The organism is Fulvivirga ligni (assembly GCF_021389935.1).
In the GTDB taxonomy this organism is placed as follows: Bacteria; Bacteroidota; Bacteroidia; order Cytophagales; family Cyclobacteriaceae; genus Fulvivirga; species Fulvivirga ligni.
The window spans coordinates 3,373,958-3,399,077 of the sequence record NZ_CP089979.1 but is presented as its reverse complement, the minus strand read 5'-3'; the positions used below and the strand labels follow the sequence as shown (position 1 = coordinate 3,399,077).

Below are 25,120 nucleotides of genomic sequence, written 5' to 3'. Positions count from 1 at the left end.
AGGATTTACAATACTAACCTCCCACGGTTTCTTTCAAACTCTCCACTAAACTTTCCCACAAATCCATCAGTTCTTCGGTATCATCCATATCTGAGTAATCAGATATTTTTATGAAGGTACTCTGGGTTAATTCGTTCTTTTCAAGGCGCAGCTCAAAGTAAGAAGGGTCTTCTTCATCTTCCTCTGTTTCAGGTACAAATTCAAATTTCACATAATGATTTGTTCTGTGGCTGGCCATTTTGGCAAGGTGATCTTCATCATCCCAAATAAAGTTGTAAACTTTATCTTCGTTGATGGTAACATCATCAGCCATCCACTGAGAAAGGCCACTGGCAGTATTTAAATAAGGGTATAGCATCTTGGTAGATGCATTGATTTCAAAATCCGCTGTAAACAAATGTTTACTCATAATCAACTAGTTAAGATAAGTTTGAAATATATGCCAAATAAATGATTCGCACAATATAAATAAAAATTTCTCAACCTATTTGGAAATTAAATATCATTATGCGTAAGTTTGCGCTCCATTTAACAAACAACTACCTGAAAGCAGGGTTGTAAAGCAGCCAAATTTAACAAATAACGCTGCACTTATTGAAGCATTATATATTCATAATATAATAAACGGCGGGGTAGCTCAGATGGTTAGAGCGCAGGATTCATAACCCTGAGGTCGGCAGTTCGATTCTGCTCCCCGCTACATTTAAAAGGGGTTTTTGTCGACCCTTTTTTTATAATGTTAAGTTGGTATGTTAAGTTCGTGTAGAAATCCGAACATTTTTTGTCCCTTTAGTTCTTTCAAAATTTCTTCTTGCCCCAGGTAATGATCAATGGTCGTTGATAAATTTTTATGCCTTTTCAGAGCCTTAGATTTGTCTCCCAGCATCGTCCATAATCTTGTTTCTAATGTTTTACGTAAAGCTTTAAAGTCTTTTCGTTTTTCAAATCCTGCGACTGACCAAAAATGACTAAATGACTTGGAGCATTGATTTTTAAGTGTATCTCTGTTTTCATGACTTGGCTCAATAATATAATCATCATCATTACCTCTTTTTAAAGTCATTAAGAACTCCGCCATATCTTCAGTAATAGGTACGTAATGAAAGTCTTCAACCTTCTGCTTTCTGTTAATTTTAAAGTTTGGAATCTTAAGATAATTCTCTTCCACATGTCGCCACTGAAGAAGAAATACACCATCCCGACGCTCCCCTGTATATAGTGCCAACAATATGGCATCTTTGAGCCATGCTCTATAATAATTCTTTTTACCTTTCCTGGTAGTTCCAATTTGTACATGACCATTCTCAGGCCTAATTATTTTAAACAGCTTTTCTAATTCCTCCTCATAGATAATATCTGGGTTGGTAACAGTATATTTCATTCTGACCCTTGCAAAAGGGTTATGGTCTATGTACCCCTCCTTCATAAATGCATTATACATGGTCCTGATGCCAACAATGTGCTTATTGTAGGTTTTGGCAGAATATTTCTTTTCTATCAGAAAATTATGGAAAAGCCCCACCTCTTTCTTGCTCAATATAAACCCCATCCTGTCAGGTAGATACCCCTTGGATTCTAAAGTATTTTTAAATCGTTCTACAAATCTCTTCTGCTCAAGAATATACGGTTGACTCAGGTTTTTTCTTTCGAAATCTTCAACCACCAAATCTTGCAGATAGTCTAAATACCATCGCATCCCATCTAATAATGTTTGAGGCCTATCCGTGATCTGAATATCAGAATAAGAATAATTACACCTCATCAATTCTAATTTATAATCCTCTGCATTTCTCCATTTCGATAGTAAAAATTAATCTTTTCCTTAATCAATATCGCTCGTGCAAATTCGCCCAAGGTAGTACAATTTGTTCGACTCATTAATGATTTTAATCGTTCAATCCAACTGTAACTTAATCTGATTGTGAGAACGTGTTTTAATGTTTCATCTTTCTTGCTCATATCATAATAGGTTTAAATTTACTTAGGGGGAATTGGATGAAATATCACCCGCTCTTCATTTTGGAAGTGATGGAATAGCAATTAAATAGAATAAAGTTAAAGCCACCAGTGGCTACTGGTGGCTCCCACCCCCGTGAGTACTTGATGATACCCGGATAATTTTATAAGCTATCAAGATGCTCTAACAAGTTAAGTAAGATGGATTTCACAGCTTGTCTAGTACCGTCTTCATTGAGATAGTATTTATTGTAAAAACTTCTAAATGACAGAACATCGGTCTCTCTCGTAGCGCATACTTGAGTGACCAACTTAATTATGCTTCGTACACTTTGTCCGTTAATTATATGGGTTTCCATTAATAGACGAAGTAATAGTGCTAATTGCGCTACAGATAGTGTAAATCGAACGAATTGAGAAGTTGAATTGGCTTGTGTATAAACCAAATCTCCTTTAAGAGATTTCAATTTATATTTTAACCAGGCTTTAAATTGATCTCGAAGATTGAAATAACCTGGATATAAAACCCATTTGTTTTGTACAGGTATGGCTGTCAATTTAAGCTTCCATAACTGCACTAATTTTTGTCCCGAAGTGTTAGACGGGGAATCCTCCACTAATAATTGCACTTTTTTAATGAGGTAAACATAAAATGCTTCATCGTTAAAATTTAAATAGAAAAGTTTTTCTTCAATTAAATCTTCTAAACTTTCGACTTCTATCTGACCTAATTCCTTGGTTAATTTTTGGATGTATCGCCACTGATGAAAAGTAACAAAGCTTTCAGGGGATGTTTGAAAGGTTTTTAAAATAACCTCATTTAAGATTGATATAAGCTGCGGGGAAACATTGCATTTTTTCAATGTATTATCAATCTGTGACCACTTTGTCTTCATATCAGACGACACCAACATGTATACTCTTGAAGGTAAAGCCATTAGAGTATCTAAATAATTATAACAATAATGTTCTAAGTATTTTAATAATACTTCTATGTGATATAGACAATATGACACAATTGATTACTGCCTTTACTCGGTCTGAGTATTACTTCAGGAGATTTGACCGTCAAAAGAGAATCAATTAAGAATATTAATTTTCTCTGATAAAATCCTACATATTTCCTTTTAGCTTTATTGCTTTTTTTACTAAAAGTATAATGCAGATGAGTTATAAAGACATCTGCTTCTTCCTTTAATAAAGCCCTTAGCCCTGAGCTCCATACAGGGGAATACGGATGATCATTATTATAAAAATCTGGCAAATCTTCACGAACGACTCTCTCCAGGCGGGGTAAATGATGGTATTGATAAGCCATCTATTCCTCATTTACAGTTGCATCTTACAACCTCTCCATCATGAGTTAAACAGTAGTAGAATAGTAATATCCAATATCACTCACCGACTTCAGAAAAAAATATAACAATTTTAACAGAAAAAATCAATTTGTTATTTAATGTAGAATGAGTCATTGCCGACTATCCATATATGTGTTTGTGATTATTACGTGAGAAGGTGATGACCATGGATTGATTGAGATTATTGATTATATCCCAAATTTTTGCATTGAATTAGCTCACTTAATTTTATTTAAAAGTTATAATTGCTGAAATTTTGATATCAATGTATAAAGGGCTCCTTACTATAATCTTGCTCGTAATATCTAATAGCTTTATGATTTTGGCATGGTATGGTCATCTGAAATTTAAAGAAATGCCAGCCTTTTCTAAATTAGGATTAATTGCAATTATTTTTATCAGCTGGGGCATTGCTCTATTCGAATATGTTTTTCAGGTTCCTGCCAATAAAATAGGATTTAATGAAAATGGTGGCCCATTCAATCTATGGCAATTAAAAGTAATCCAAGAGGTTATTACTCTATTAATCTTCACCATTTTTACTTTGATATTTTTTAAAAATGAAAGTTTTAGAATCAACCATGTCATTGGATTTATTTTCATGATCTTGGCTGTATACTTTATTTTTAAAAAATAAGAATGTGAGTATGGTTAAATAACCAAATAATACTATAAATGTCGATTAGAGATGGATATCTTTTAGTGCATAAGCAATTTAACGCACGTCCTTTTTTTCCTTATAATTCCAATTGTGTAGCCACTCCTTCCAAAATTTGGGATGCTTAGTCTTTAGGGTAGTAAGAATGGGCTTACCCCCTGATAAATCATAAAAGTTTTCTTCTGCAATGTCATAATATAGATGAGGCTCATGTATAAATAGCTTGCCTTGCGAATACTTTTTAATCTCGAGAATGTCGCCGTTAATAGTTTCTAAGAAATTTGGAAAGGGTCTGTTATTATTCATATTAATCCAATCATTGTCAGATCAAAGACTTCTATTTTTTCAGAAAAATTAATGATATTCTATTTACCATTAAAACAATCGGATGAAATACAATGAATTAATTGGCTTGTGGCCATGTTGATCAAGAAGTCATTTAATGGATATCTAAAACTTGTAGCCGATGGAAGCTTTCAGCCAGAATGGGGATCCTGGGGTGAAATGAATTTCTTCTACTGGCTCTGTTTCGTTCGGCAATCGTGATTCTGTGGCGAACTGAGTCTCGTTCCAGTCTACATTGAAGAGGTTTTGTATGTTGATGCCGAGATCGAAGTTTTTCCATTGATAGCCAAGGTTAAGATCAACCACTGTGTAGCCTTTAGCCACGATAGAATTATCTTCATTGGCGGGTCTGTGATCAATATGTCTTAGGTGAGCTCCTCCGTATATGCCGGATGGATGAATAACGCTCAGTCCACTCATAATGGTAAAATCAGGCGCTAGCGGTATATAATTTTCCCCTTCAGGGTCGTCAGCCGACCTTGCCAGGGTGTAATTTACATCTGTATTCCAGTATAACCATGATACGGGCTGATATCTAAAGCTGAAGTCAACTCCTTGTCTGCGGGTTCTTCCGCTAGGTTCTACCACGGCTTCGTCACCTACATAAACAAACTCCTGCTCCAGGAATAGGTACCAATAAGCTGCATTTATAAATAATTTAGGGGTTGGTTTCCAAATCATACCTAAGTCAGAACCCCATGCTGCGGGTAAAATCTCCTTACCATTTTGAGCCACTACTACACGTGTATCGTTAGAATGAAAGCCTTTGCCTGTTTTGAGGTATAACTGCAGCTCCCTGGAGGGATTGTATAACACATTCAACTTTGGACTGACAATTCCCTCATTTTCAGCTTGTGTTTGATATATTGGCAAGGTCTTATCATAATAATTGAATTTAAAATAGTCAAACCGAACCGATGGGTTAATCACCCATTTACCCACGTTATAACTAAGATTGACATAACTAAACATATTAGTCTGATCGATATCACCTAAAGCCAGTGTATCCAACGTAACGGTGCGGTTTAGGGTATGAGAAAGCTCATTATCATGACTCTGGTCATTTCTAAAACCTGCGCCAAATTGGAAAAGCGCATCATTAAAGCCTATTTTCAAGGATTTATTTAACTCACTCTTTAAGCCAAACAGATCTCGTTGCTCTTTTTGATGTATCTGATCACCGTTTTCAGGATCATTGAGAAAAAAGGTGAAATTTGAAAATAGCTCAAATTCATAATTAGCATAAAAGGCTGTGCTCTTTACAAAAGTGTTTTCATCAATACCTTTTATATAATTGAAAATCAGATTAGTACGGCTTGTCTTACCTCCCTCCGTATCATCAATAGCTCCGAACCTGGAAATGGTGCCGTTATCAATTGCCCGTTGTGGCACCTGACCTGAAGCATCCCAGGAACTGGTAAAATGAGAGGCTGACAGGCTGATTTTATCCATATCAGACACCTTGCCACTATACTTAGCCATCAAGTTCAATCGACTGAAATTTTGAGGACTATCAAAGGGGCCATCAGTTAGGTTATAATCTGCAGCTAAGTAGGCCGACTGATCATCTTTATCGACTACCTGAAACATACCCAGAAAACGTTGTGTATTGTACTGACCTGCTTCAAGTTTGATCAAACTGTTATTGAGTTTATCCTTCGTTTTAAATCCAACATAGCCTGTAGTGGTAAAATCGCCCTGGTCTGCGTAGTAAGGTCCCTTACCAAAGTTAATATTGTCAATGGTTTCAGGGATGAGAAAATGTAAGTCTGCATAGCCCTGGCCATGAGCATGAGAGACCATATTAACTGGCATACCATCCACGGAGATGCTAATGTCCGTACCGTGATCAATATCAAAGCCTCTGAGAAAAATTTGCTCCGCCTTACCCCCTCCAGCATGCTGGCCGATCACCAGACCGGGAACCTGACGCAAAAGCTCTTGGGAAGTATTTACAGGACTAGTTTTGATATTGATATCCGTAAGCACATTAATCGCATCCAGCTCTGGTGAAACCATGATTTCATCTAAGGAAATCACTTTTTCTTTAAGGGTGATACGATAATCCTGGTTTAGATCATTTACCACAAACGATGCAGGCTCATAACCGATGTGCCTGACCTGAAGTGTATCGCCCTTCATGGTATTTACCATGAAAAATTGCCCAAAATGCTCTGCATGAGTATGATTACCTGTTCTTTCATTAAGAATATAAGCCTCTTCTACAGCTCTATTAGATTCATCCAATACCATACCGGTAATCTTTTGAGCATAGCTAATAAGGGAAAAATTAATGAGAAAAAAGGACAATATAAGTTTGCGCAACATGATAGATTGAGAAGTTTTGAATCGCCAGCGAAGGTAGGTAATCAAAGATTGGTGCGTGAGAAAATATTGATGATCTGGGGTATGGTTGTTTGAGTGGTCGGTAAAAATTTAATAAAACCGCTATTATAAAAGAATCGCATAATAGTTGAAAATTTAACTTAAACTTTTACCATAAAACTGTAAAATAGGTTTTTCGTTTAATCATTTTGTAGATTGATTGCACATTCTCATGAAATGCATATTTATAAGTGATCAATTCGAAAGAGTTCCAGCTTTTCAATTATAGCTATTACAAATTCCTTGGAACAGGATATGATCTAAATAGCTTTAATAATAGTGTGGAACTATTTGGCTATCTCAAATTACTGGAAAAATCTGATCCTCCAGATCTAATCTTCATGAAAATGGATATAGACCTTGACTTAAATGAATTTCAAATCATAGTTAAACTGAGGGCACTAGGTATAGAACGTATATGTGTTCTATTGGGATATTTCTTTAGTTATTGACTGGATGAATCTAGTTATGATCATAACAGCTCATTCTATATCCACCTGCAGACCTGGGAAGGTTTTAAAATAAAGATAGAGAAGTACAAGATTATAAATAAATGCTTAGTGTAGCATTGAGTTTTGAAATAATTATTTTTTGCTAATGAATTAACAGAACTTCTAAAAATAAAAGTTTGAACCAATTTTAATGTCCACTATTTGCAATTATTACCTTCGGGATATTATCTAAGGGTTCTACAACATGAGCAGCAGAGAGTTTAATAGCCTCTTTAGGCATTCCAAACACTACAGAAGTATCTTGATCTTGAGCTATTGTGAAGGCTCCCACCTCCTTTAAAGATAATAAGCCCATAGCACCATCTTTTCCCATTCCTGTAAGTAATACCCCAACACAGTTCTTACCTATAAATTTCACCGCAGAATTAAACAATACATCTACGCTGGGCCGATGCCTATTTACTCTTTCTCCCATTTTAACTTGCACAAAATATTTAGCTCCACTTCGACAAATATAGGTGTGATAATTTCCAGGTGCTATCAAAGCTTGGCCTCTGGTTAGCGAATCTCCATCTCTTGCTTCCCTTACATTAATCTCGCAGAGTTGATTAAGCCTTTCCGCAAACGCCTTAGTATAAGCTTCTGGCATATGCTGAACTATAACAATAGCGGGTGAGTCATAAGGTAGTTGTGTTAATATTTCTTTAATGGCCTCAGTGCCTCCAGTAGAGGCTCCTATTACAACTACCTTCTCAGTGGTTTTAATCATGCTTCCAGTTTGTTTTAATATCCCAGCAAATTTCTTTGGGTTCTCCTTTTGAAAAGCATATTTTTTTTTGTTGATGGCAGTGGTATTTACGTTGGTCTTAATCAAATCAATAAGATAATTTCTGAGGTGATCATCAACGTTACGGAGAGCGGTCATTGTAGGTTTCTGGACCACATCTAACGCTCCAAGTTCCAAGGCTTTTAAAGCCGTTAAACTTCCTTTTTCCGTTAGACTTGATAAAATTACAACCGGAATTGGCTTCTGAGCCATTATTGCTTTTAAAAATGTAAGCCCATCCATTCTAGGCATTTCTACATCTAAAGTAATAACATCTGGAATTCGAGTTTTTATTTTTTGTGCAGCAAGATAAGGGTCGCTTGCGGTACCAATTACTTCTATTTCTGGATCAGAGCTTAATATATCTGTAAGAAGCTTCCTGACTAACGCAGAATCATCCACTATAAGTACACTAATTTTCTTTCCCAAAACAGTTCATTTTAAAACGTTCAACAAGTATACTTTGATTAAATGTATAGAAATTTAGCTTTCGACCATGTTTCCCCCCTGTATTTTTACTCACTATCTTTATATTAGCAGCTTTTAAAATTTCCAATGCAATTAAAGCATTTTGTTGTCCTATATTAAAAACAGAAGTGTGAGTATCAAAGCCACCGAAAATTCCTGCTACAATACGTTCTTTGTGAGCTCCATTACCAATCATCTTATCAATTAGTGCTTGAATAGCAGAATTCCCATAATTTAACTTATTTAGAGATTTATCATTCCATCTTGGCAACATGTAATGATTCATTCCTCCTATTTTCAAAACAGGATCCATCAAACAAACTGCAACACATGTGCCCAAAATCGTTATAATTTTAGTATTACATGTAGAAACATGCAATTGCCCTGGTTGTAAGAAAACACTTTTAATCATATAAAATGTACTAATACATTGAAACCTTCTGATAAGCAGTATGAATTCTTTGCTTTAAGGGCAAATCAATACCCATGAGAGACTCCGAATGTCCTAAAAATAAATAACCTCCAATTTTTAGGCATTTTGTAAGGTTTCTAATCACTTTCACCTGAGTCTGCCTATCAAAATATATTAATACATTCCTGCAAAAAATTATATCAAAACTCTCAGCTGCAGGATATTTATCTTGTATAAGATTAAAACGTTTAAATAAAACCCTATCTCTGAGTTTTTTATTGATCCTCACCTTTTTTACATTTGAATCTTTACTTTTTAAAAAAAACTTTCTTCTTTCTTCAATCGGTAAGTCCTGAATGGAGCCTTCATCATAAATTCCTGTCCTTGCCACTTTAAGAACATCTGTCGATATATCGGAGCCCAAAAGCGTATAGGCAAGATTGACTCCGTTCTTGTCACTAAATTGCTCAACGGTCATAGCTACACTATATACCTCTTCACCCGTTGAAGATGCTGAACTCCAGATTCTAATATTTCTAGATTTTTCATCAGCAAGTTCTGGGAGAACGGTATTTTGAATAAATGAAAAATGTTCCGGCTCCCTAAAGAAATGTGTTTTGTTAGTAGATACCAGATTTACCATTTTTATCACATCAGGACTTTCATCTTCGGTACATATATTTTGAATATATTGCTTGAAAGAAGTCATGCCTAAACTTAGAATATGCTTCTGAAGTCTACTCTCTAATAAAGTCTTTTTTGATATTGGTAAGTTTATACCATAGCGCTCATATATATAATTACTAAGCTTTTGAAAGTCTAAATCTCTGAGCGCTATGGTATTTCCTAGTTTCATAATTCCATCTCAACCTGCAAAAAAACTAATATCAAATGTTTAATATTTTTCGAAATCTTTATCAAGATCATCATGTGGGTCTTCGAGTACTAAGTTATAACCTTGAGATGTTTCGGTCTTTGTTTTAATACCATCAGAACTTGTTTTGACATTAACAATTCGGCTGTTGTTCGACTGAATTTTATTGATAGTATTTTTAGTTAGCCCGTTATTGTTATCGTCGCTCTCCAATTTGAAGAAAGAGATAGCACTTCTTAATGTATAAGATTGATTATTTAATTCTTCAGAATTTGAAGCTAATTGCTCTGCACTGGCCGCATTCTGCTGTACCACAGAATTTAACTGTTGAATCGCTTCATTGATTTGGTTTGCACCATCATTCTGCTCAAGGCTAGCAGCACTTATTTCAGCCACCAGGTTACTTGTTTTTTCAATCTCCGGCACCAACTTGCTCAGCATGTCTCCAGCAGTTCGGGCTACCTTTTCACTGCTGTTCGAAATATCGTCAATTTCCTTTGCCGCATTCTGACAACCTTCAGCCAATTTCCTGATTTCAGCAGCCACTACTGCGAAGCCTTTACCATGATCACCCGCTCGTGCGGCTTCTACCGCTGCATTCAGCGCCAATAAATTTGTTTGTCTCGCAATTTCACCTATGATAGAATTCTTCCTAACAATGGTATTCATTGACTCTACTGTCGCTAGAACAGCTTCATTGGATTTACCTACTTGTTTGTTAGAACTTAAAGCAATTTGTTCGGTCTCTTTGGCATTATCAGTGTTTTGCATAATATTAGATGCCATTTGCTCCATGGAAGCTGAAACTTCCTCTACCGAACTAGCTTGCAAAGATGCTCCTTGGGAAAGCTGACCAGCTGACTCTCTTAATTCTACACTGGCTTTGTTTATATATTCTGCACCATCAATTACAACCTGTATCACATTACGCTGACTCATGATCATATCATCCATTTTCAGTAATAAAAATCCTATTGGGTCCTTCTTATTGTATTTTTCTCGGTCAATCTTCATTCTCAAGTCTCCTTCAGCGATTTTATCTACTATAGTCATGGCTTCATTTAGAGGCTTAGATATGCTGTTTTTAAGATAAAACCCTCCCGCTATGATAAAGACAATAATTAACACTACCACTATCATAGAGTTTCTGAATATACCTTCACTTAAATGAATACTGGCTTGATATGCTTCTTCTGCTGAAGCTAAACTCAATTCGGTATATTTATCCATAGCAGATCGCATCGGCTCAAACGTTTTCATATATTCATCATAATAAATTGACTTAGCTTCTTCTATATTTCCAGTTTTAAGTAGGCTAAGAATTTTATCTGTAATAACCCCTAATTTGCTATGATTTTCTCTAAAAGATTTATCATAACTGTCATATTTATTGAATTTTTCAAGTTTGGTAAATGCAGAAACTTCAAAGAAATTCGTATACCTCTCATGTACCTGATCAAGATTTTCTCTAATCTCAGTTTGAGTTGAATTATATTGTTCGGATTCTCCATCTATGCCTAGAGATAGAGCATGTGCCAAAGCTATACTCGATTGATATGCATCTCTATCTGCCTCAATTAGATAATCAATGCTTAGTAGGTTGTCATTATAAATTTTATCTATTTCCAACTTCAATTTTTGTGTTTGCAGAGAATTATACACAGCTCCTGCCACAGATATCATTAATACAAAGGTAAATATTCCTATTATTCGCTGATTGGTAGTAAGTTTTGTCATTTTCATATGCGAAGTATTTTAATCTTTTTTAACTGATGAGAATAATTTTGGCTTAGCAATAAGCATTACTGCTATCCATTGCTGATATCTATGATGATCACCACCTTTTATCAATTCCATAGATGAAGTTGCAAACATGGTGGCATAGGAAAACCTGGTACTTAGATAATCATTAATTTTGTGCTTTAATTGAAAGTCTATTTCATTACCTAGCTGGGCATCAGCTTCCTGCAGAGTTTCCGGATCTAGAAAGCTGCCTCCAAAGGCGAAATTATGATATGAAAGTTCCGCTTCTGTTTTTGTAGATAATGTATAGAAGATACTACAGAATGTATTTCTTACTCCAATACCTTGAGTATTGCTCTCGATGTTTAGGAAATAGTCCATATATCCATAGTATCTATGCCCATCTCCAAAGAGCTTATTAAAAGAACGATTGACTTGCTCGCCACTGAGTTGATCATTACCGCTAAAAAAATTCACTCCAGCAGCTAGCTTAACTTTCTCAGACACTTGATAGGTAGGAATAATGGAGAACATATATGCTCGCGTATCCAAGCCGGACGGAGCTTTGCCATATTGATAATAGAAGGAGCCCTGTGCCTTAAAATCAGATTCTTTATCACCTTGATTAAGGTATACTCCAGAGGTGTATCGTGGATAAACGCTTTGAAAGTTGTCAGGATTTTCATTACCATCTACAGCATTCAAAACAGATACTGAAATCTGTTTACTTAATGTCTTATTCACCCATAATAAAGCTAGGTATTTATAATAGTTAACATTATAAGCACTTTCCTGAAACTTATTGGCATCATTATTATAACCAGCAGCTAGCTGAATGTCCCATCCCTTTTTATGCCATTGTAAAAGCGCTAAATCATGCGAAACCGCTATATCGTTCCAATTTCTCATTCCGAATATCCTTCCATCATCTAGAACGAGGTGTTGCCTACCGATTTTCATAGAAAAACCTTCTTGATTTTCGCTGAAATAGTACTTAACCCAACCTTCCGCAAGATTTATATTGGGAACATTGGCTCTTTCATCATCAGCCCCCCAAATTCTGGCGTTCTGAAATGAAACCTGAATTTCAAATTGTGCATCGTTATAACTGGTGATAAGACGTGTTCTTTGAGAAGAAACTAAGGCAGGGTTGGTGTTATCATCCAATAGAATACGGGCTCCGTCTCTATATTCCGACCTAGCTCTAAAATTTGCATTAACAGTAAATTGTGAATATCCTATTGATACAAAGCCTAAAAGGATAAAACATGACAATAAAAATAGCTTCATAAGCATTGGGTTATAGTTAAAAAAATATCTAAAAGATTAATCTCCCACGTTTTTTAATAAACGCACCTCATCAGTAGAAAAGGTTTTATGTATATCAAGGACAACAATAAAATCCTCATCACTTTTGATAATACCTTTTACAAATTCGAGATTATAATTTGCTTCCAGGGAAGGTGATTCATGAACATGTTCCTCTCCCTTTTCCAAGACATCTAATACCTGGTTCACCATGGCCCCAAATCGCACAGTTTTATCTAATGATGGGATGTCCATTACTATAATACAGGTATTGATATCCATTTTGATGGCTGGCAATCCAAATTTTATTGACGTATCGATAAGTGGTAGGACCTGCCCTCTAAGATTGACCACACCTCTCATGTGCTCCGGAGCCTTGGGGATAATAGTAATCTGAGGAACTTCTATAATTTCAATAACATTCTCAATTTCTAGAGCAAATGTCTTATCCGAAAGTTTAAAGGTTAAATACGATTTTTTCATTCTTTCAATTTCAGAGTTCATACTATTTGTTTTTCGTCTTTTGTGCTACGAGCTTATTGACATCTAAAACCAGAGCTACCACTCCATCTCCCAATATTGTAGCACCAGCCACAAATTCTTGCTCCTTATAATAGCTACTTATGGGCTTGATAACGGCTTGTACCTTGTCTATTATCGAATCAGCAATTATTGCTACCTTTTTATTTCTACATTTGACTGTGATAATATTGCTACAATCGGGAATTTGCATGGTGTTTAGCGCAAGCTCTGACCGTAAACCTACGAATGGAATTGCCTCACCATCAAGCATTAATAAATTATCAAAATTATCGAGCAAGGATTCTGACTTAATTTCATAGCACTTATCTATATCCACGATGGGTATTACAAAGGATAAATGATCCGCCTTGATTAAAAGTCCATCTATAATTGACAGCGTCAAAGGCACCTTTATAGTAAACTTGGTGCCTTTACCTGCTTCCGATTTAACGATAACTTCACCATGGATAGACTCAATATTCTTTTTTACCACGTCCATACCAACACCTCTTCCAGAGACATGTGTTACCTTTTGAGCCGTCGAAAATCCCGGTTCAAAAATTAAGGATAAAACCATTTCTCTTGATAAAATGCTATCAGCAGTTACCAGTCCAGATTGAATTGCTTTTTTCCTTACCTGATCTTCATTTATACCTCTTCCGTCGTCACTAATTTCTATATGCACATAAGCCCCAGAATAAAATGTATCTAATGTAATTCGTCCCTTTTCGTCCTTACCCATAGCACGTCGCTCATCTGCTGATTCTATACCATGATCTACACAATTGCGTAGAATATGAACTATTGGATCGGAGAGCTTATCTATAAATATTTTATCTAATTCGGTATTTTCCCCACTGACGTGAAAATCAATATCTTTACCAACAGACAATGAACAATCTCTAACGAGCCTCCTAAATTTACCAGTAAGTCTATCAATGGGTACTAAACTCATATCAAAAGCAACATCCCTCAACTGACGAATATGACGTTCAATGTTTTCCACCACCCCCTCAAAATATGGGTCTTCAAATTGTTTTGAAAGTCTTTTAAGACTGCCTTGATCTGTCACTAATTCACTGACCAGGTTCATTAAAGCATCTATTTTGTCTGTAGACACTCGAATGGTGCTATTAGGCTGACCGTTATTCCCTGAATTAGTATTATCCTCAGTTGTCACTAAAGATTCTTTAAGGGACATCACGTAGGCTGACAATTCGTTAAGTTTTTCTACGGCCGGAATTTTATTCAGCGCACACAACAATTCGTCAAATCCTAATTCTTTAAATAGATTGAAATTGGCAACTTTATGAATATTAAGCACAAGCTCATCTTCAATAAACATGAACTGCGACTCTAAATCTTCTTTTGTGGACTGACAGGCCAAATAAAGGTCCCAATGCTTAATTACTTGATTATCAACATCTACATAATCAACTTGTAATTTTTCTTGTCCCAATTCCTGAATATCTTCTATGATGTTTATTGCAGGGTGCCCTGAGGACAAATCAATTTCCGCAACAGGGGTAATTGACAAATAATAAGTACTTACGTTCTCTTGATTCTCCTCTTCAATAAAAGCCTCTAACATGGCTCTCTCTTTGCTTTGATCAGTATTTTTAATTGAATCCGACACCTTTGATGCTATGCTTTCAATTTCTCTTAATAAAACCTGATTCTTAGCCAGCAGATCTTTTTTATTAAGTTCCGGATCGTCCATCATTTTCTTTAAATGATCAATATAGATGAGCAATTTATCTGTGATCTTTAACTCTCTATCGAAAAGGTTTTGCCTCATACCATCCAGTACTGATTCAATCATATGAGCAAAATCTCCGAGATGGGTTAAAGAAAATATATGCGCTCCACCCTTGAAGGTGTGTAAGGCCCTAAATGCCTCTTCTATAAAGTTGACATCAGGGTTGGCTTCGTAGGATAATAAGGCTTGTTCAGCGATTTCTAGCTGTTCATGCCCCTCTTCCTTAAACATCTGATCATATTCCGACATCCTTATTATTTTTCTCAATAGTGTACTTTATAATATTGATAAAGCTGTCGATCTTGTAAGGCTTTTCTATCCAGGCGTTTAACCCCGCCTCTTTTGCCATCAACTTTTTATCGTTCGCCTTTTCGGAGGTGAGAAGTACCACAGGATAATTTTTCAGGTCCTCATCACCCTTGATAGCCTTTAAAAGACCAAAACCATCCATATATGGCATATTATAGTCAGTTAAGACCAAGTCAATTTTGGTTTTAGCTTCTCTTAGTATTTCTAGCGCTTCCTCTCCATCGCCAGCTTCAAGTGTTTCAAAGCCATATTTCTTTAAATTATCGGCTATTACTTTCCTGATACTAGCGAAATCGTCAACTACTAAAATGGTGTGCATGGTTGTATTGATTTGAATATATTGATAATTCGAACAATACAAGTGATAGACCTAATTTATAAAGTACTGAATATCAGATTTTTATAATTCAATTAAGTATTACAGCATTCCCATATAGGGAAAATTTTACTTATTTAAGAATAACCGTAAATATGATACTTAATTCTTATAATGAGACAATTTAAATATTGAATTGTAATTGACTAAATAATTTATATACATTTAAATCTTTTAAAATACCTATTAGTTGATCTAGCTGATACATGAAAATCTTTTAAAATACCTATTAGTTGATCTAGCTGATACATGAAAATCTATTATTCAAAAAAGAACTCCAGGCATTTGATTGATAAATTGAAACTATTTGAATCAGGTTAGGATCATAATTAATTTTCATGCTGACAGGATATGTTGTGCATGAATCTAAATATGATAATAATAGCGTGTTTTATATACAACCTCAATCCTATGAAGGATTTAAAATAATGTTTAAAAAACACCTTATAACTAATAACTCAGAGCAATAAAAAAGAAATATTCATTTAAAAAATTCTTATTTTCTCTTTTAATTTGATCTTGAGATAACATAATCGCGTTGTATCTCACTTTGTAAAATTTGGAGCCCACCCTAGTGGGCTTCTTATTTTATTAGCCAATCTCTCACCATTACATTCTAATTCTCAAATTTTATTTTCTTTATGCCTTTCACTAGTAATAGTGATGTTAAATGGTCAGTAATAATATTCCCTTTCAGCATTAATCGTCTGCCCACTAAGGTGATAAGATAAATACCCTAACTTTCATGATCTATTTACCAATCGATCTACTCACTAATACTAATTATTGAGTCACTATAATTGGCGATTGTGCAGTACCATGCCTCAACATAATTTAGCAATCTATTTAGATTTATTCTAAATAATGTTTGATATAACCTAAACTCAAGAATATGCTGCAGAAGAGCTATGCTCATCAACTACTAGATGGGCTTACTAAAGATCAATTATACAAGTACATATTTAGCGAGCTTCCTGAAAACAAAGCTTACTATCAGAAGAGCATGAACCAGGCGGTAAATGCTATAGTGGAGCATCTTGAAAATCGTAATGAACCTTTTAGCGGAGCTTCTCTGGAGGAAGTAAAAGTTCGGTTTTCTAAAATATTTATAGACGATACTGGTTACGGCGCCACTTTACATGAGGTTTTGGATGAGCTGAAAGAGCTTTACCTAAATGATGCTATTTCATTTCATAATCGTAAGTATGTAGCACATTTAAATTGTCCCATTCTTACTCCTGCCTTGGCCGCTGAGGTCATTATCAGTTCGATAAATACTTCCATGGATACTTGGGATCAAAGTGCTGGAGGCACTTTCATTGAGCTAAAACTCATAGACTGGACACTGAACAAGATAGGATATCCCGTTGATAGTGACGGAATATTCACCAGCGGAGGTACTCAATCAAATATGATGGGATTACTGTTGGCAAGAGACCATTTCATTCATCAGCGCTATAAGATAGATCCGAAGGTGGACGGCTTGCCACCTGAAGCTACCAGGTTTCGCATCTTTTGTTCGGAAGTGAGCCACTTTAGTCTGAAGAAAAATGCAGCGTTGCTTGGGTTAGGGCAAAAATCTATAGTGTCTGTGCCCGTTAATGAGTATTATCAAATGGATACGCATACACTCATCCATGCCATTGAGAAAGAGCGGCTTTCAGGTAATATTCCTATTGCTATAGTAGGCACGGCCGGAACTACAGATTTTAGTTCTATTGATCCATTGTCAGATATTGCAGAGGTAGCAGAAACTTATAACCTATGGTTTCATGTAGATGCTGCATATGGAGGAGGGTTAGTACTTAGTGATAAGCACTGCTATAAGCTGAAAGGAATTGAGCTTTCTGATTCTGCCACAATAGATTACCATAAAACCTTCTTCCAACCTGTGAGCTCCAGTGGTTTTTTTATGAGAAACAAAACCCATGTAGATTATATAAAATACCATGCTGATTACCTTAACTCAAAAGAGCAGGAGGAAGAAGGCTTGCCCAATATGGTTAAGAAATCAATACAGACCACCCGTAGATTCGATGCCCTGAAGCTATGGATGACTCTGCGTATGATGGGTCGAAAAAAGCTTGGTCAATACATTGATGATATCATTTACCTGGCCCAGCAAACGGCTCTTATGCTTCGAGAGCGAGGAAAATTTGAAGTTCTGAATCAACCGGAAATAAGCGCTATTGTATTTAGATATAATCCAATTCCTGGCACCAGGATAGATTTGTGCAGCGTGAATGCTCACATAAGAAAAGCCATGTTTAATGAAGGTAAAGCCTTGATAGCCAGCACTAAGGTGAAGGGGCAGGTTTATTTGAAATTTACTTTGCTGAATCCATTAACAGAACTCAAAGACCTGGAAGAGATTGCTGATATTATACAGAAACATGGTGAAGAATACTTCAGAAACAATTAACGCGAAAAACCCTAACATAATTAAAGGATCAATCATGAATAGTGATAAAATATATGACTTTGTAGGTGTAGGCGTAGGGCCATTTAATCTTGGCCTGGCTTGCCTTACCTCTACAGTGGATGAATTGGACGGAATTTTTTTTGATAAATCCGATAGTTTTAACTGGCATCCTGGCATGATGCTGCAAGATACTACCTTACAAATTCCATTTATGGCAGATCTTGTAACTCTGGCTGACCCCACCAGCCCATTTAGCTTTCTTAATTATTTGAAAAAACAAGGTAGGATATATTCATTCTATATAAGGGAAAACTTTTTGGTGCTTAGGCATGAGTATAATAAATACTGCCAGTGGGTGATTCAGCAGTTGCAAAACATTCATTTTAAAAGTGAAGTAAAGCATATTTCATATGATAAAGACCAGTCATTCTATCTGGTTGAAACTAAAAATACTCAGACTGGTAAGCGAGCTCTATTTAAAGCACTTCGGCTGGTACTGGGCACAGGAACCGCCCCTTATGTACCGGGTTGCTGTACAGAGCTGAAAAATAAAGCCGTTCATTCTTCTCAATACTTGAGCTCTAAAAGTGAATTGCAAAAGAAGAAGTCAATCACTGTGTTGGGCAGTGGGCAAAGTGCAGCAGAAATTTTTTATGATTTGTTGCAAGGAATAGATCATTATGGCTATGAGCTTAACTGGATAACCAGATCGCCCAGGTTCTTTCCTTTAGAATATAGCAAACTCACCCTGGAAATGACTTCTCCTGAATATGTGGACTATTTCTACGGATTAAAGCCAGAAAAGAGAGATCAGTTGATCAATAATCAAAAGCACCTGTATAAAGGTATTAACAGCTCATTGATCGCCGACATCTTTGACCTTCTTTATACTAAAAAATTATTGGGTGATGTTGAGGTGGGTTTAAGAACTAACTCTGAGTTAGTGAATGCGGAATTTGATGGAGTCACTGGTAAATTTCAGTTAGACCTCTATCAGCATGAGCAAGAGAGGGCATTTACTCATGAAACGGAAGGTCTGGTTTTGGCCACTGGTTATAAATACAGGCAGCCAGAATTTATAAAAGGAATTGAGAATAGGATAAAATGGGATGAAAAAGGCAGATATGATGTGAATAGGAATTATACTATTGATCATGACGGTAGAGATGTTTTTGTGCAAAATGCTGAGCTCCATACGCATGGATTTGTTACGCCAGATTTAGGCATGGCCTGTTATAGAAATTCATATATCATTAAAGAAATGACAGGCAGGGAGCATTACCCTATAGAAAGAAGTATTGCTTTTCAGCAGTTTGATGCACCACAAGCGATAATTCAAAATATTGAATTGGTATAGCTTATGAGTCTTAGGATCTTTCTTATAGGTATGACTATGCTGGCAGTGGTAAGTGATTCTATGCTTCACCCTTTCTTTCCTCAGTTTTTTGAAGAGACATTTGGAGTGTCGGACCCAAAACATGTGGGTTACTACATAGCAGCAATGTGCTTTACAGTTATGGTGGCATTTCCTTTATGGGCATATGTTGCTAAGCGAGTAGCGGAGCTCAAATTACTGGTCTATACTCAACTGGCGGCTGGTTTACTGTGTGTTTACTGTTTTTATATTCATTCTCTAACCTTGTTTTGGATAGTGTCTTTGGCCATGATCGTATTTAAGGGAAGTTATTTGCTTATCTATCCGTACGTAATGAGTTTGGTGCAAAAAGAGGACCATGCCAGTACCGTAGGCCTACTTTCAGTGATGGTGCATTTTGGGAGCATTCTGGGCGCTATTTTGGGCGGTATTGCGGTAGACTCGTTTAACCCTAGGTTTATCTTTCTAATTATGGCCGCCGGTGATTTTATTCAAATGGCCGTTAGCTTTTATTTGATAAAAAGTGCTAAGTATGATACCAATTACAAGCTCCCAGACGAACCGACCGAATCAAGACCATTGGTTCCAAACGGTTTCATTTTAAAGTTAGGCCTCATAACAATGATTCTATATGGTAGTGCTTATATGATTAGGCCGTTTTTCTCTGTTTACTGGGAATCAATATCCATTTATGATAGCAAGGTGGTATCAGGCTCAATATATGCTTTGCCAGCCTTGATAGCTCTGCTGGCACTGTGGCTTGATCACAAAAAAATATTATCTAAAAATGGTATGAACGCTATAATTCCTTCCATTATGCTGGGTATTGCCGGCTTAGTGTTACAAGGATCTCAGGTAGAATGGGTAGTTATAGTAGGTAGGCTAATTTACGGATGGGCCATATATCATGCCGTAATAAAATTTGATGTCTTGTTATTTGAATTAAGTACCCCAAAAGCCTATGCCACAGATTACAGCAAGATACATTTCTTTCAGAATTTGGGTGTGCTAATTACCTCATTTGGTGTAGGGGTAATGGTCGATAGATACGGATTAGTCATTCCATTCTGGATAGCTGGAACTGGCTTCTTAATCACACTTATATTGTATTTTCTGGTCTTTAAAAGTTCATGGAAATGGGCAGGGAAGCCTTCAATTTCCAATCAATAAAAACTAAAATTTCGAATATGTCTTTTATAATTCATCCTAACAATAATAGAAAGCCTGCTTTCAGAAAGCATATCAATGGTATTGGTGTATTTGAATTATACACCTTTGATGTAGAAAGTGAGTCAAAGTACATCCACCAGTGGGTAAACCAAGATTACGCAAAATACTGGGGTATGCAGAATACTTCTTTAGATCAGGTTAAATCTGCTTACCAGGATATTGTTAATGATCATACGCAAGTGTTTATGGCATATTATAATAATGCTCCAATCTTTCTGCTAGAGTGGTATGATCCTCTTCGCGATGTGATAGGTAAATACTATGATGTTCAACGCGGTGATGCTGGTATGCATATACTGATTGCTCCTCCAAAGAAGAAAATTGCTCATTTCACCTGGCATGTATTTACTACTATTATGGATTTTATATTCTCTGATGAAGAAGTGAGTAGAATTGTAGTAGAGCCTGATATTAGAAATGAGAAAATTCATGTACTCAATAAAAAAGCCGGGTTTCAATATGATAAGCCTTTAGACTTGCCTCACAAAACAGCCCACTTGGCTTTCTGCACAAGAGCAAATTACAATATTGCGCGAAGTGAAAATGACTTAGATGGATCAGTGGCTACAGCTACTGACCCCGCCAAAGCCGTGACTCATCTGAATACCAGGAACTGGTCAAAAGCTAACTCAATCTTTATAAGAAAAGCTATTGGTGAGTTTACACATGAGTTGATTTTGCAGCCAAAACGGTTTGAAAAAGGCAACAATGGATATGATCACTACGCACTAAGCTCCGACAAGCCTGGAACAATCTATTATTTCAGAGCAAGAAAGCTGGCTTTAGATCATTGGTCCATAGATGAAACGAGCATCACCAAAAAAGTTAATGATGAAACAGCTCCGTTAGATGGATTGTCATTCATTCTGGATTTTAAAAACACATTGGGTATCCCAGCTGAAATGTTGCCTACCTATCTGGAAGAGATTGCCAGCACGCTCTACGGTAGTGCTTATATGCGACACACCAAAACTACTCCGGTGGAAGAGTTGATTCATGCATCATACCAGCAGATAGAGCATGCTATGACCGCCGGTCATCCTTGTTTTGTGGCTAATAATGGTCGCATTGGATTTGATACAGTTGATTATAAAAAATATGCTCCTGAAGCTGATACAAGCTTTCAGTTAATATGGCTGGCTGGTCATAAGGAACAGACTAATTTTTCTCATATTAGCGATCTGACATACAATGATTTACTTGCCACTGAGCTTGGAGATGAGGTATTGAATCAATTTAATGATAAGCTAAATTCTTTAGACGTTAACGCCGATGAGTATTACTTCATACCAGTGCACCCATGGCAATGGTTTAACAAATTGGCAAGTATATTCTCTCCTGACATCGCCAATAAAAGATTGATTTACCTGGGAAAGGGAGGTGATCAATATTTAGCTCAACAGTCCATCAGAACATTATATAATATTTCAGAGCCTACCAAATTCTATGTAAAGACATCGCTTTCTATATTGAATATGGGATTTATGCGCGGCTTATCTCCATATTATATGAAAGGAACCCCGGCCATCACTGAGTGGGTAAATGACACCTTGGGTAAGGATCAATATCTTAAAGAACAGGGGTTTGAAATGTTAGGTGAGGTAGCTACTATCGGATATAGAAACTTTTATTTTGAAGAACTAGGTAGGACCAACGCTTATAATAAGATGCTTTCTGCTTTGTGGAGAGAGAGTCCATCATCTGAGCTGGTTTCCGGACAGACACTCATGACCATGGCAGCATTACTACATGTGGATGAAGACAACCGGTCATTGGCGGCAGAATTAATTAATGCCTCGGATCTATCAGTAGAGGAATGGTTACAGAGCTATCTAAAATGTTATATGAAACCTTTACTTCATTGTTTTTATAAGTATGATACGGTGTTTATGCCACATGGAGAAAACCTTATCCTGGTCATAGAAAATAATGTCCCTGTAAAAGCTATTATGAAAGATATAACGGAGGAGATGCAGGTCTTGAGTAGCGAGGTGGCGCTCAGTGGTGAGGTGAAGAGAATATTTGCCGACGTGCCAGAAAATATCCGTTTACTCTCAATATTCACCGACATATTTGATTGCTTCTTTAGATTTTTAAGTGCCATACTGGAAGAACAGGAAGTATGTGTCGAGGATACATTTTGGAATACAGTAGCAGTAGTGATTTGTGAGTATCAGCAAGAATGGCCTCAATATGAAAAGAAGTTTTTGAAATATGATCTCTTTACTGAAGAGTTCGATAGGTCTTGTCTTAATCGGCTACAGCTTAAAAACAATAAGCAAATGGTGAATCTGGCCGATCCTGCGGCAGCTTTGCAGTTTTTCGGAAAGCTCAAAAACCCTGTTGCTGCATTTAGGAAGGTGGTGATGGAGGGCAAAGTGTAATGGAGGCACTTCAAAATAAAAGAATTTTAGCCATAGACTTTGGTCGAGGGATGAGTGTACTGGTGATGATACTGGTACACACATTATGGGTTTACGGAAGTATTGAAACTCAGCGAGATTCTTCACTAGGACATGTCATTCACTTTATAGGTAAGGGAACAGCTATGTTTTTAGTATCTATGGGAGTTTCATTTGTTCTTTCCAGCAGACAGAGCGTGGCAGGTTCCATGCAAAGAGGCCTTGTTATATTAGGTGTAGGATATCTAATGAATGTTTTGAAATTTATAGTGCCACTAGAGCTGTTTCACACCATGCCAGAAGGCTTCCTTCAAGACTACGGTTGGGCCAGACCGCTAAGTTTAGATAAGCTCATTTGGCTGGCTACTATTGGAGATATTCTACAATTAGCCGGCGTTGCGCTGTTTTTTATGGGATGTGCTAACCGGTACGTGAAAAATAAGTACATTTTATTAGTGATAGCTCTATTCATAGCCCTTCCTTCTCGTTTTCTATCCGGCGTTTCTACTGATATCCCTGTGTTACATTACCTATGTGAATTATTTTTTAGTGATGCCTGGCATGTTTATTTTCCGGTGTTTCCCTGGATGTCGTTTATGTTTGCTGGTATGTTTCTCGGTCGTTATTATAAAGAAATGCAAAATGATCAAGACTTACTGTTCAAGAAAATGTTGCAATATGGACTTATCTTCCTAGTGGTGGGGGGTGCATTATGTTATTATAATTTTACCTATCATTTTGGTGATTTCTTTCATTTGGGGCCGGGAGGTGCATTTTATCTTTTAGGATTAAATTTAATTGTACTTTGGGTGATACATGTCCTTTTAAAATATATGGGAGATAACTACTTTGTCTATCTTGTATATTATTGCAGTAGAAATGTGACCTCGCTATACGTCATTCAGTGGACACTGGTGTTTTGGGGTACCATGATATTTGGCTATAAAGATAAATCTTCACTTCAAATCGCATTCATAATGCCTATAATGATTCTGGCAACTTTAAGTGTCAATTTCATATTAGGATGGATCAGGAATAAATAATCAGATTTCGTAAGAATTATGCGTGATCTATTAAATAGTTCATGAGAATCATAAGTGCTGGTTAATTTCCAGAACAGCTAAACATAATGAATTATTCTACTCAATTTTATCTGAAGAAATCGATAATATTAATAAGAAAAATCTTTAAAACATTCGCATACAATCATTAGAATCGTAGCCAATAATACAGCAATCATATTGAAAATCACACCCCACGAGTCCCAGCCTTTCCCATTCGGGAAAGATGTTATCTGGAGGAATAGGAATGCAAGAGACGATTCCAAGATTAGGGATATATTCACAAAGTTCATCCGCAGTAATGATAGCCCTATTAAAAAGGTTTTGATAGCACCTGTTACTTTGATCAGAACAATATTCTTCTCGGTCCGGACGTAAAATCTTACCAGAGTTGTTATTGTTAGTTTTAATTTCTAAAATCAGCTCCGAAAAGATTTGGCTTGCAAGTTCCCTTTCCTGAGTTATCAGTCCAAATCTCTCAACAATGTTAATCCAGCTGTCCCATAATTCTTGCTCAGAATCATTCATTGTTTCTATTGAACCATAGCCTAAAGCAAGTGCCAATTCAAGTTTCTCATCTTCCGAAAGAGATGATTCTCTTTCAGAAAGCTCGTAGGCTCCAATATAATCATTGATATTTTCAGCATTAGTGACCAATTGATTTACAAATTTCAGGAACAATGTATCCGTTTCTAATTTATCCAAGTTTTCAAATACGATATCACCATCGTTTGGCTCTTCATGATTTTGCTCTGAACAATGACTAAAAAGTAAGAATAGCATGCAGCAATAAAAGAGCAATAAGGAGGTCTTGGTAAAATTTAGTTGACTCATCATAATAAACTTTATTTGCGGGCCAACTTAGGTAAATGAAGGATG

General features: G+C 36.3%; 22 protein-coding genes and 1 tRNA gene. 8 read left to right on the top strand and 15 right to left on the bottom strand.

Translation table 11 applies throughout. The features are described 5' to 3' along the window. Nucleotides 1-13: 13 nt before the first annotated feature. Entirely contained in the window at nt 14-409 is a 396-nt protein-coding gene (locus tag LVD16_RS14500; RefSeq protein WP_233768984.1) for an START-like domain-containing protein, read from the bottom strand. Between the two features lie 217 nt (nt 410-626). On the opposite strand from LVD16_RS14500, the gene LVD16_RS14495 reads away from it, so the two are divergent. Continuing rightward, a tRNA-Met gene (locus LVD16_RS14495) sits at nt 627-700 on the top strand. 39 nt (nt 701-739) lie between these two features. On the opposite strand, the gene LVD16_RS14490 is transcribed toward LVD16_RS14495, so the two are convergent. The 3 genes from LVD16_RS14490 to LVD16_RS14480 form a co-directional block, all read right to left on the bottom strand. Continuing rightward, nucleotides 740-1,762 (bottom strand): tyrosine-type recombinase/integrase, encoded by a 1,023-nt coding sequence (locus LVD16_RS14490; RefSeq protein WP_233768983.1) that lies wholly within the window; start codon nt 1,760-1,762, stop codon nt 740-742. A 358-nt stretch (nt 1,763-2,120) separates the two neighbouring features. Beyond that, the gene (locus LVD16_RS14485; RefSeq protein ID WP_233768982.1) at nt 2,121-2,852 is read right to left on the bottom strand and encodes a hypothetical protein; all 732 of its coding nucleotides are present in this window, start codon (nt 2,850-2,852) and stop codon (nt 2,121-2,123) included. Between the two features lie 95 nt (nt 2,853-2,947). Beyond that, the gene (locus tag LVD16_RS14480) at nt 2,948-3,274 is read right to left on the bottom strand and encodes a hypothetical protein (protein WP_233768981.1); all 327 of its coding nucleotides are present in this window, start codon (nt 3,272-3,274) and stop codon (nt 2,948-2,950) included. Nucleotides 3,275-3,579: 305 nt separating this feature from the next. Here LVD16_RS14480 and LVD16_RS14475 point away from each other — a divergent pair, with 305 nt between their 5' ends. Continuing rightward, complete coding sequence (locus tag LVD16_RS14475; RefSeq protein WP_255697945.1) at nt 3,580-3,951, top strand: DMT family protein; 372 nt, start codon at nt 3,580-3,582, stop codon at nt 3,949-3,951. Nucleotides 3,952-4,029: 78 nt separating this feature from the next. Here the strand turns inward: LVD16_RS14475 and LVD16_RS14470 are convergent, their stop codons facing one another. Together LVD16_RS14470 and LVD16_RS14465 are read right to left on the bottom strand one after the other, a co-directional pair. Then, nucleotides 4,030-4,278 carry a hypothetical protein gene (locus LVD16_RS14470; protein ID WP_233768979.1) on the bottom strand — a complete coding sequence of 83 codons (249 nt, stop codon included), beginning with the start codon at nt 4,276-4,278 and terminating at the stop codon, nt 4,030-4,032. 144 nt (nt 4,279-4,422) lie between these two features. Further along, complete coding sequence (locus tag LVD16_RS14465; protein WP_233768978.1) at nt 4,423-6,645, bottom strand: TonB-dependent receptor; 2,223 nt, start codon at nt 6,643-6,645, stop codon at nt 4,423-4,425. 248 nt (nt 6,646-6,893) lie between these two features. Here LVD16_RS14465 and LVD16_RS14460 point away from each other — a divergent pair, with 248 nt between their 5' ends. Continuing rightward, complete coding sequence (locus LVD16_RS14460) at nt 6,894-7,154, top strand: hypothetical protein (RefSeq protein WP_233768977.1); 261 nt, start codon at nt 6,894-6,896, stop codon at nt 7,152-7,154. Nucleotides 7,155-7,341: 187 nt separating this feature from the next. Here LVD16_RS14460 and LVD16_RS14455 read toward each other — a convergent pair whose 3' ends face one another. Genes LVD16_RS14455 through LVD16_RS14420 form a run of 8 tightly spaced genes read right to left on the bottom strand, consistent with a single transcriptional unit; the run spans nt 7,342 to nt 15,694 of the window. Beyond that, nucleotides 7,342-8,409 (bottom strand): protein-glutamate methylesterase/protein-glutamine glutaminase, encoded by a 1,068-nt coding sequence (locus tag LVD16_RS14455; RefSeq protein ID WP_233768976.1) that lies wholly within the window; start codon nt 8,407-8,409, stop codon nt 7,342-7,344. After that, the gene (locus LVD16_RS14450; protein WP_233768975.1) at nt 8,393-8,860 is read right to left on the bottom strand and encodes a chemotaxis protein CheD; all 468 of its coding nucleotides are present in this window, start codon (nt 8,858-8,860) and stop codon (nt 8,393-8,395) included. Before LVD16_RS14450 ends, LVD16_RS14455 begins: the two co-directional genes overlap by 17 nt. A 10-nt stretch (nt 8,861-8,870) precedes the next feature. Next, entirely contained in the window at nt 8,871-9,716 is an 846-nt protein-coding gene (locus LVD16_RS14445) for a CheR family methyltransferase (RefSeq protein ID WP_233768974.1), read from the bottom strand. Between the two features lie 39 nt (nt 9,717-9,755). Then, a complete protein-coding gene (locus tag LVD16_RS14440) occupies nt 9,756-11,477 on the bottom strand; it encodes a methyl-accepting chemotaxis protein (protein ID WP_233768973.1) in 1,722 nt (573 codons plus the stop codon). 12 nt (nt 11,478-11,489) lie between these two features. Then, nucleotides 11,490-12,767 (bottom strand): alginate export family protein, encoded by a 1,278-nt coding sequence (locus LVD16_RS14435; RefSeq protein WP_233768972.1) that lies wholly within the window; start codon nt 12,765-12,767, stop codon nt 11,490-11,492. A gap of 36 nt (nt 12,768-12,803) precedes the next feature. Then, complete coding sequence (locus tag LVD16_RS14430) at nt 12,804-13,268, bottom strand: chemotaxis protein CheW (protein ID WP_233768971.1); 465 nt, start codon at nt 13,266-13,268, stop codon at nt 12,804-12,806. Nucleotides 13,269-13,290: 22 nt separating this feature from the next. Further along, nucleotides 13,291-15,315, bottom strand: coding sequence for a chemotaxis protein CheA (locus tag LVD16_RS14425; RefSeq protein ID WP_233768970.1), 2,025 nt, complete (start codon nt 15,313-15,315; stop codon nt 13,291-13,293). Beyond that, complete coding sequence (locus tag LVD16_RS14420) at nt 15,302-15,694, bottom strand: response regulator (RefSeq protein ID WP_233768969.1); 393 nt, start codon at nt 15,692-15,694, stop codon at nt 15,302-15,304. Before LVD16_RS14420 ends, LVD16_RS14425 begins: the two co-directional genes overlap by 14 nt. A gap of 949 nt (nt 15,695-16,643) precedes the next feature. Between LVD16_RS14420 and LVD16_RS14415 the strand changes: the two genes are divergently transcribed. From LVD16_RS14415 to LVD16_RS14395, 5 genes are read left to right on the top strand one after another with little or no spacing between them, the layout of a single operon-like run. Continuing rightward, nucleotides 16,644-18,173 (top strand): pyridoxal phosphate-dependent decarboxylase family protein, encoded by a 1,530-nt coding sequence (locus tag LVD16_RS14415; protein WP_233768968.1) that lies wholly within the window; start codon nt 16,644-16,646, stop codon nt 18,171-18,173. 34 nt (nt 18,174-18,207) lie between these two features. Further along, nucleotides 18,208-19,530, top strand: coding sequence for a lysine N(6)-hydroxylase/L-ornithine N(5)-oxygenase family protein (locus tag LVD16_RS14410; protein WP_233768967.1), 1,323 nt, complete (start codon nt 18,208-18,210; stop codon nt 19,528-19,530). Nucleotides 19,531-19,533: 3 nt separating this feature from the next. Then, on the top strand, nt 19,534-20,718 hold the full coding sequence (locus tag LVD16_RS14405) for an MFS transporter (RefSeq protein ID WP_233768966.1): 1,185 nt from the start codon (nt 19,534-19,536) through the stop codon (nt 20,716-20,718). Between the two features lie 17 nt (nt 20,719-20,735). Beyond that, a complete protein-coding gene (locus LVD16_RS14400) occupies nt 20,736-23,162 on the top strand; it encodes a GNAT family N-acetyltransferase (RefSeq protein WP_233768965.1) in 2,427 nt (808 codons plus the stop codon). Beyond that, complete coding sequence (locus tag LVD16_RS14395) at nt 23,162-24,223, top strand: heparan-alpha-glucosaminide N-acetyltransferase domain-containing protein (protein ID WP_233768964.1); 1,062 nt, start codon at nt 23,162-23,164, stop codon at nt 24,221-24,223. The genes LVD16_RS14400 and LVD16_RS14395 overlap by 1 nt, the downstream gene beginning before the upstream one ends. A 144-nt stretch (nt 24,224-24,367) precedes the next feature. Here LVD16_RS14395 and LVD16_RS14390 read toward each other — a convergent pair whose 3' ends face one another. Next, on the bottom strand, nt 24,368-25,078 hold the full coding sequence (locus tag LVD16_RS14390) for a hypothetical protein (RefSeq protein ID WP_233768963.1): 711 nt from the start codon (nt 25,076-25,078) through the stop codon (nt 24,368-24,370). Nucleotides 25,079-25,120: the final 42 nt, after the last annotated feature.